This is a genomic window from Pseudoalteromonas sp. SK18 (assembly GCF_001974855.1).
Taxonomy (GTDB): Bacteria; Pseudomonadota; Gammaproteobacteria; order Enterobacterales; family Alteromonadaceae; genus Pseudoalteromonas.
In genome coordinates this window covers 26,363-32,755 of sequence record NZ_MTQB01000031.1, presented here as the reverse complement: position 1 = coordinate 32,755, position 6,393 = coordinate 26,363, and the positions used below count along the sequence as shown (strand labels likewise).

At 40.3% G+C, this 6,393-nt stretch carries 6 protein-coding genes; all 6 read right to left on the bottom strand.

Annotation, left to right across the window (positions count from 1 at the left end; genetic code table 11):
• Positions 1 to 246: 246 nt before the first annotated feature.
• The 6 genes from BW139_RS16785 to BW139_RS16760 all read right to left on the bottom strand — a co-directional run bounded on the left by BW139_RS16785 (position 247) and on the right by BW139_RS16760 (position 6,384).
• Positions 247 to 1,602 carry a sodium-dependent transporter gene (locus BW139_RS16785; RefSeq protein WP_076920429.1) on the bottom strand — a complete coding sequence of 452 codons (1,356 nt, stop codon included), beginning with the start codon at positions 1,600 to 1,602 and terminating at the stop codon, positions 247 to 249.
• Positions 1,603 to 1,799: 197 nt separating this feature from the next.
• Entirely contained in the window at positions 1,800 to 3,089 is a 1,290-nt protein-coding gene (locus tag BW139_RS16780) for an ATP-binding protein (RefSeq protein WP_076920428.1), read from the bottom strand.
• A 77-nt stretch (positions 3,090 to 3,166) separates the two neighbouring features.
• Complete coding sequence (locus tag BW139_RS16775) at positions 3,167 to 3,871, bottom strand: response regulator transcription factor (protein WP_076920426.1); 705 nt, start codon at positions 3,869 to 3,871, stop codon at positions 3,167 to 3,169.
• Positions 3,872 to 3,934: 63 nt separating this feature from the next.
• Positions 3,935 to 4,321, bottom strand: coding sequence for a DUF3019 domain-containing protein (locus BW139_RS16770; protein WP_076920425.1), 387 nt, complete (start codon positions 4,319 to 4,321; stop codon positions 3,935 to 3,937).
• Positions 4,311 to 5,168: a MipA/OmpV family protein gene (locus BW139_RS16765; protein ID WP_076920423.1), complete on the bottom strand. Its 858-nt coding sequence runs from the start codon at positions 5,166 to 5,168 to the stop codon at positions 4,311 to 4,313. Before BW139_RS16765 ends, BW139_RS16770 begins: the two co-directional genes overlap by 11 nt.
• 406 nt (positions 5,169 to 5,574) lie before the next feature.
• A complete protein-coding gene (locus BW139_RS16760; protein WP_008464772.1) occupies positions 5,575 to 6,384 on the bottom strand; it encodes a hypothetical protein in 810 nt (269 codons plus the stop codon).
• Positions 6,385 to 6,393 lie beyond the last annotated feature (9 nt).

The window sequence follows — 6,393 nt, the reverse complement described above, 5'->3', positions numbered from 1 at the left end:
ACCAGCTTGTTCAAAGCCTTGCTGAATAAGTTGAGGGGAAAGTAGCTCAGCATATTTTTCGAATGTATGAAAACTACCACAAGAGTTAAAAGCGACCGCTAATTCATTTTCAAAGCGCATAAAAAAAATCCGATACCAGAGACAGATATCGGATTTTGAAAGCGTTAAAAAGATCAGTCAACCGATCAAAAATATTCTTAACTGATCGGCATTACGCATTCATGCGGCCTTTTTTATATTCTATTTTTAGCTTAGTAAAGAATGTAAGAATACTAGGCTAATGGCGAGAGGGCATACAAACTTAGTGTACCAAGGCCATATTTTCCAAAATAAGGTGTTATGTACTTCAGGGTTACCTTGTTGGATTGCTTTGAGCAGTGATGACCTATACCAGATCCACCCTACAAAAATACAACACATAAGTCCTAATAACGGTTGCGCGACTTTAGTAGTTAAGGTGATCACTAAGCCAAATAACGCGCCTAGGTTACATACAATGGTAATACTGACAATGGCAATCAAAGCACCAATTAACCACGTGGCTTGCACACGCTTCATTGCAAAACGCTCTACAGTGTACGACACCGGCGCTTCAAGCATTGAAATAGACGAGGTCAGTGCGGCAATACTCATTAATGCAAAAAAAGCGAAGCCAACAAATAAACCAACACCACCCATACCATCAAATAGGGCGGGTAAAACCTGAAATACTAAAGTGTCTTCTGAGAGCAGCTTGCCTGTTGTTGACGAGAATATTTCAACACCTTGTGCTTGTGCAACATACATAGCGGGGATAATCAGTAAGCCCGCTACAAATGCTATAAATACATCAATAAGCGTAACATAAGCACCCAAAGAGACGAGGTTTTCCTTTTTACTGATATATGAGCCATAAATAATCATTACACTGGTACCCAGTGATAATGAAAAGAAGGCTTGCCCTAATGCACTGACTAATAACGTAGGATCAAAAATAGAAGAAAAATCGGGGACTAAGTAAGCTTTTAACCCCTCAACAGCCCCTTCTTGAGTCATTACATAGGCAATTAAAGCAAACAAAATTCCGAGCAGAGCAGGCATTAAACGTTTTGACCACTTTTCAATACCGTTTTCAACACCGCGGCTAATAATAGCAACGGTTAAAATAATAAATACCACAGTAAAAAGAATATTACGTGTAAGTGACTGTTCACTTAGCCACGAAGATGCAGCATCAGCACCTATGAGTGTGGTTACAGGCTCCAGAGTTGCACTTAACATCCAACCAGCAACAATCGCATAAAAGCTGAGTATAAAACCTGCACATAAAATACCGCCAAAGCCAACAGCAAAAGCAAACTGCTTTTGCCAAGGTTTAGTGGTTAATTTAGTTAATGAAGAAACCGCATTAGCTTGTCCATGGCGACCTATCATCAGTTCTGCCATTAAAGCGGGATAGGCTAAAAAGAAGGCTAGTACTAAGTACGCGACTAAAAAGGCAGCCCCCCCATTACTTGCTGTTTGTGTTGGGAAACCCCAAATATTACCAAGCCCAACAGCAGACCCTGCTGCGGCCATTATAAAACCAAAGCGGGAGCTAAACTCACCTCTGACTGCACTCATATTATTCTGCTTCTCTATTTTTTGACGCCGCTGACAATCTACTGGAATTGTAAATAAATAAAAAGTGCTTATTTGACTAAGTCGCACAATTATTGCGTTTTATTTTCAGATATAAATAACACGTGCGTATTTTGATTATAAATAGCACGATTTCTTTAATTATATTGCGTTAGTTAGAAGCGATAGTGCTTGGTTGATTAACCTTCAAGCTGAGCAATACTTAATGTAAAGCAGGCTCCACCAAGTTGCTCGCTTTTGCTTACTGCTACAGTACCATGATGCCAATCGGCTACTTTGGCAACGATCGCTAACCCGAGTCCGTAACTATTGTCACTGCGATTGCGGTGGCTACGTTCACGAAAGAACGGGCTAAATACTTTATGGTTATTTTCTTGAGCTATTCCTGGGCCATCATCGGCAATGCTAATAACTAAAACGTGTTCTTGCACTGAAGCTGTTACTTTAATGTGATGATGTGCAAAATCGCAGGCATTATTAATTAAGTTAGCGATTGCTCTTGCTAGCCAATGTAAGTCCGCATATATAGTATGATCATCGCACTCTAAAGAGATTTTGAGCGAACGTGCGACTATTTTAGGTTCAAGTTGCGACATAATATCACTGAGGTAATGTTTAATATTTGCTGATGAGTAAGTAAGTTTATTGGCATTTTGTTCCAAAGTAGCAAACGCTAAATAGCTTTTTAACATTGACTCCATATGATCCAAATCGGTCTCCATACGGGTTAAATAATGCTTTATTTTACTCTCGTCATGAGTATCAAGGGCGGCGTCAACACCAAAGCGTAAGCAGGCTATTGGAGTTCTAATGTCATGGGATAGGCTTGAGGCCATCAGTTTATTTTCAGCAACTAACTTTTCAATTTGGCTCGCCATACGGTTAAAAGTCAGTTCCACATCTTTTATATAGGTAAAACGAGAGGGCTTAATTCGGGCTTTAACATTACCGGATGCGAACTGTTTTGCCGCATCATTTAATACCGTGAGGCGTTTTGCTAAAGGGGTAATAATAAAGCCCATAAAAACACATAAGCCAGTATAAAATAGCAGTGTTAAAATTATGTCGTTTCGCTGTGTGTTTTCGTAAGGTTTATCTAAACGCATGGTTAAATGATAAGGGCTCAATGCATCATTCGTGTAGAGCATGTAAAAGCCTTGCTCGTCCTCGAGTATTAACCCGCCTTGGGTTTGCATTTTATCTAATAACTCTGATGGCAGTGCGAGCGACTGGTTTAATTTGTAGTTAAGAGCTAGATTAAAATCTCTGGCTAACTGAGTTACCTGCTCAGGGCGTGCTTGTGGTTTTATAGCCGTGAGTTGTTCACTTAAACCAACAATAATTTGGCTTTGTAAACTAAACTCATCGAGTGGCGCATGCGCTTGTTGACTAAATGCATCAATGAGCCAACCTAAAACAATAATTGAAAGCAGCGCACTGCCCAGTAGTGAAATATAAAACTTTTTCATTGATGCTATTCCATATTAATAGCGCAGGCTTGGTACATTAAAGTGACGTTTATTTATAAGCACTCTGGTATTAAAAGTTACCACGCTGTAGTCACGAATAAGTAACCACGGCCCCAAATAGTTTTTATTTTTTCTGGTTTTTGCGGATCATCATTAAACTTTTTACGTAAAGCAGAAATAAGTACATCAACGCTTCTATCTAAGCCATCATACTCCCTGCCTTTGGTTGCTTTAAATACCGCATCACGCGATACCACTTGCCCAGCGTTGCTCGCTAAATAATGCAGTAATAAGTACTCTGCGCTTGAAATATTTATATCTTGTTGATTGAGTGTGACGTTACGCGATTCGGTATTAATACTTAATTGACCGATATTGATTATACTCGTTTGAGCATCAGTGTTAGGCATGTCGTTGCTGTAACGTAAAGCCGACTTAATACGGGCAAGCAATGCACGAGGGCGAACAGGTTTTATTATGTAATCGGTAGCACCGACTTCAAGCCCAATGACCTCATCCATTTCTTCATCTCGTGCGGTGAGCATAATTATAGGGGCATGATAAAAGCTTCGTAACTCACGACATACACTAATACCATCAAGTCCGGGTAACATAATGTCGAGTAAAATAAGTTGTGGATTTAAATGCTTTACTTGGCTTACAACCTCATCACCGCGATGACACACATGCACAATATAACCTTGCTCAGTTAAATACTCAGTCACCCATTGTGCAAGAGAGATATCATCTTCAACCAGTAAAATAGTACCGTAATTATCCATAAGCTTTCTTCGTATACCTAAATGATATTTTAGCTAGTAAAATATGTTTAATAGTTGGCTGATTTAAAATAATCGCCAGCGCCGCTTTTTTTGCCTATTTTGATACACCCATTGTAGTTTTACTTCGCTTACAGCAATGACTTGTGATGTATTACTATCAAATAGCTCAAATGAAATGCTTTGTGTTGAGTCAAAAGCATAATTAAACGAACCTTGTCGCTGTTTAAGCCAGCACTGCATAATGTACTTTGAAGTCGCGCCGCGTAAGCAATAATTCCCCACTTCCGGTTGCTGCCATGACAAAACCACATCGGCGTAACAATGGCGTCCTTCACGTAAGGCGACACAGGTATCCGGTACGGCAGTAAGCTCACTGGGCGCTTGTGTTGTCACTGCAAGCAAAGAGCCTGAGTATGTAAACAACAAACAGTAAAAAAATCTAAAGTACATAACGCAGGCCTACCTTGGCTTTGTGTTGATATCCTTGGGAAATAATTGGGCTGTCATCAATTTCTTTTGAAAACCATGTAGTTAACCAGCCTGCTAAAAATACCCAATCTTGATTAATTGGATATTCAGCATGAAATTCAAACATAATACTGGTACTGGCGTCGGTATTATAAATAGGACGGGTTGCGTTTGCTTCATCGCTATCAATACCAAAGTAATAGTTTGTAAAATCAGCAGAGTAGGCGCTTAGGCCAATTCCGGAGCGAAACTCCCAATTGCGCCAAGGTTGAATATGGCTGAAAAACACATTGGCAACCCAGCCGTTATGAGCACCAGATATATCATGTAAGTATTCAAGGGAAATTTGTGAATTTTCAAATCGGCGTGTTAATCGAAGGCCGGTGTCAAAATCATAGTTACGCTTTTTTATACCACGCAGTGGATCAATTACCCCGTCGTTGTAAAAGCCTAAACCTTGCTCATCAAACCCCGCTTGAATATTGGTACCTAATAAATCAAGGCCCCAATCATATTTGTTAATTAAGCTATAGCCCAAAACAAGTCCACCGCTGAGCTGATTATGGTCAAAATCAAGATAAAAATTATCGTAAGAAACGGCAAGACTCAAATCTAGCTCTGCGCCAACATCATAGGAGTTCATGCCAACTAAATAAGAGTCTTCAATGTAATAACCCGCACCAGCACTCCAATCCCAAGCAAACCCAGTTGTGGGCTCTAAGGTATTATCGGCATAGTAACGATTGCTGGCGTTGCTTTGAGTACTAAAAATGGCGGCAACTAATAAGGCTGCACAACCAAAAGATTGTTTAAGTGAAGTATGCGTCATCCTTGGAACCTTAATTAGAGTTTGCTAAAGAGGCTAGGGTCTGTTGACCTTTGCGGATTAAAATTTGTTCAAACTAGGGGCGGTTTAATCGCGGCGCGAGGTTTGTAACCTAGTGGGCTAAGTAAAAACCGAGCAAAGCTTCCGCGTCCTGCTCACGCCCCTTACCTACATCCATGTAGGCAACAAAGAGTAAATCGCCCCTAGGCAGAACCCTTCGGGCAGCGCCTGTTTGGCATTGATGCTGCGTTATCGCCTATTTATGGGGAATAACCACACCACATAGGCTCTGCCTTGCCTAAATACCAAACAGACTGCTGCAAATTTAACCTTGAAAGGTCAGCAGACCCTAGTATATTGTCAAACTCTTGGCTAAATCTGTAAAAAAATGTAGCGGTCGTCCTAACAACTACTGAACTTTAATTTTATCAATAAGAATACTGCTTAGATAAAATTGCATCATGGGAGTGAGCGCGCTTATTTCGGTGCGTGTACATGGCCCATTTAATTTAGTTAAACGACTCAGTTTCGTAATGGTTTTATACGCAGGGGCTGTTACTTCACTATTAAGTTCAGCTCGCTTTAGGCGAGCCTGCTCGGTGTTGTGCTTATGTATAAATGCAACAACTTCCAGCTCATTAGTGATCTTCTTTTCTTCGCTGAAGCTATAAACTAGAGGTTCACGATGAAAGCTTGCACTGTCAATTGATGATTTAGCAAACCACACCACATCGCCTGATGCTTTGTGAGTAAGTCGCATGCTAACTTGGGCTAATATATTTGCGCATTGTTGCGAAGGAAATTGCTGCGCAACTTTTGAAAACAGTGAATATGGTTTTTCTGGTTGCGCTAAGGTGTACTTGGCATCATCTACAAATTCCAGATCAACTTGATGAATGGCTAACGTGTAATCGCTATTCTCGCTTGTGGTCACCTTAAGTTGTTTATCAATTAAGGCTTGGCTTATTTGAGAGACTAAAGTGTCTGTGACGCTTGCACGGTCTACAATTACTCTAACGGTTTGATTTTTTTTCACGTTGTGAGCAGGTAATTGCACCGACTTCACTTTTGGTGAAGCATGCTCAGTTTCATACTTTAACTGGTAAGTTTGGCTCTTAAGCATAGGCTTTGCAGGCATTGCTAAAGGCTCTGCGGGTTGTTTAACGACAGCACAACCTGACGCTAATATTATAAAAAGTGATACAACTAAAAAACGCATAAATATTTT